General features: G+C 60.4%; 1 pseudogene. It reads right to left on the reverse strand.

Annotated elements, in window-relative coordinates:
* Positions 1 to 54: 54 nt before the first annotated feature.
* A pseudogene (locus tag EOD29_RS31760) lies at positions 55 to 273 on the reverse strand (pilus assembly protein); the annotation flags it as partial.

The raw sequence follows: 273 nt of genomic DNA on the forward strand, positions 1-273 counted from the left end.
GCGCCGAGGGCGACCGTAAAAATCTGCAGAATGCTGATATTCATCGCTTTGCCCTCAGACGAACATGTCCAGTTTTTCGATTTCGCCGTCGTCGTTGAACTCGACGAGCTCGGCGACGAAGCTCGGCAGGTAGCCGGTAAAAGCATGCACGGCCTGGCCGCCGGCGCGGCCGACGAGATTGAAGATCGGCTCGACGATGATCAGGCCGGTATCCGGATCGATGCCGATCACCTCCGATATTTCGGTGACGGGGCGCCGCCCGTTCGCCAAGCG

The organism is Mesorhizobium sp. M1A.T.Ca.IN.004.03.1.1 (genome assembly GCF_003997555.1).
Classification (GTDB): domain Bacteria; phylum Pseudomonadota; class Alphaproteobacteria; order Rhizobiales; family Rhizobiaceae; genus Mesorhizobium.